Origin of the sequence: Streptomyces sp. FH025, from assembly GCF_017427025.1 — a bacterium.
Classification (GTDB): Bacteria; Actinomycetota; Actinomycetes; order Streptomycetales; family Streptomycetaceae; genus Kitasatospora.
In genome coordinates this window covers 1-1,808 of the sequence record NZ_JAFLNG010001050.1, presented here as the reverse complement: position 1 = coordinate 1,808, position 1,808 = coordinate 1, and the positions used below count along the sequence as shown (strand labels likewise).

Genomic DNA, 1,808 nt, shown 5'->3' with positions numbered 1-1,808 from the left:
CTTCGCGGTGTTCGCGGCCTCGGGGGAGAACGGTGCCGAGCCGCTGCCGGGCGGGTGCCTGGCGACCGTCCTGGGCGGACGGTTGGTGTACCGGCGGCGGTGAGGAACGGGCCGCCCGGCACCGGGCCGGTGTGACGTACTCATCAGTAGCCGGATTGCCTTGCGGCGCACCGGACTTCCTTCGTGTGCGGCCGAACTCCGGTGCCCGCACCGAGGGGTGATTGTCCCTTCGCCGTGACCTGAGGGCCCGCCAGCGGATACGATCCCGAACAGCTCACTCCGTACCCCTCACCACACCACCGTCCGTGACCGCGGACGGCGGGGCCGTGTCCCCGGCCCCGAAGGCACCAGGACAGGAACCATGCGAACCGCGACCGTTCCCCCGCCGCGCTCCCCGCGGTTGGGCCGTGGTTGGTACCTCGCCGCCGTGCTCAGCGCCGTGCTCGCCGTCGGCATGTGCCTGCTCGGCTGGCGTCAGGCCGACCAGGCCGACCGGATCGAGGCCCACCCGGTGAGGATCGAGGGCGTCGTCACCCAGCTCCCGACCGGCGGCGGCACGTACAGCGCCGTCAGCTACCGGGCGGGCGGCCAGTCGCACACCGCGGCGGCGCTGCCGCTCGCGGACGGCACCAGGGTCGGCGACACCGTCTGCCTGGAGCACGCGGCCGACGACCCGGGCGCGGTGCGGATCTGCGGCGACACCTACCCTCAGCCGGTCGGCATAGGACTGGCCCGGTTCAGCGTGCCGGTCGCCGTGGTGGCCTTCGTGATCTGCATGCTGCGCATCTGGCGGCACCGGCGGGCCGTCGCGGTCCGCGGCGGCCAGGGGCGGCTCGCCACCAACCTCGCGCTGGCGACCGGGGCGCTGGCCGAGGGGATGCCCGCGATAACGCACGGCAAGCGCTCCCGCCGTCGGCGGCGGGCGGGCGGACGGCGCGGGCTGCACTGAGGCCGCTGACCTCACGCCGCTGACCTCACACCGCTGACCTCACGCCGGGGGTGGGCGTCTTCCGGGTTCGTCCCGGTGCGCCCGGCGCCCTGTTGGTCGGGTGTTCGGTGCCCCGGTGGTCGGGTGTCCGGTGCCCCGTTGGCCGGGGTGTCCGTCCCAGGGTGAACAATGGGGTCGTGACCCGAGCCTCTCTGGACAAGCAGCCGTACGAAGTCGCCGCCATGTTCGACGACGTCGCGGCCAAGTACGACCTCACCAACGACGTGCTCTCCCTCGGCCAGGCCCGCGCCTGGCGGCGGGCGGTGGCCGAGGCGGTGGACGCCGGACCGGGGGACCTCGTGCTCGACCTCGGCGCTGGAACCGGTACCTCGTCGCTGCCCTTCGCGGACGCCGGGGCCAAGGTCGTCCCGTGCGACTTCTCGGTCGGCATGCTCGCCGAGGGAAAGCGCCGCCACCCCGAGCTGCCGCTCACCGCCGGCGACGCCACCCGGCTGCCGTTCGCGGACGACACCTTCGACTCGGTGACGATCTCCTTCGCGCTGCGCAACGTCCATGACACGGACGCGGCGCTGCGCGAGATGAACCGGGTCACCAAGCCCGGCGGCAAGCTGGTGATCTGCGAGTTCTCCACGCCGACCTGGACGCCGTTCCGCACGGTCTACACCGAGTACCTGATGCGCGCGCTGCCGCCGGTCGCCACCGCGGTCAGCAGCAACCCGGACGCGTACGTCTACCTCGCCGAGTCCATCCGGGCCTGGCCGGACCAGCCCTCGCTGGCCGCCCGGATGCAGGACGCGGGCTGGTCGAAGGTCGCCTGGCGGAACCTGACGGGCGGGATCGTGGCGCTGCACCGGGGGTA

At 73.4% G+C, this 1,808-nt stretch carries 2 protein-coding genes; both read left to right on the top strand.

What is annotated here, in order from left to right; genetic code table 11:
• The first annotated feature begins 361 nt into the window (after positions 1–361).
• Positions 362–949, top strand: a complete 588-nt coding sequence (locus J0670_RS37155) for a hypothetical protein (RefSeq protein ID WP_207817190.1) — start codon at positions 362–364, stop codon at positions 947–949.
• A gap of 176 nt (positions 950–1,125) precedes the next feature.
• Positions 1,126–1,808: demethylmenaquinone methyltransferase (locus J0670_RS37150; protein ID WP_207817189.1), on the top strand; the 683-nt coding region annotated here is incomplete at its 3' end.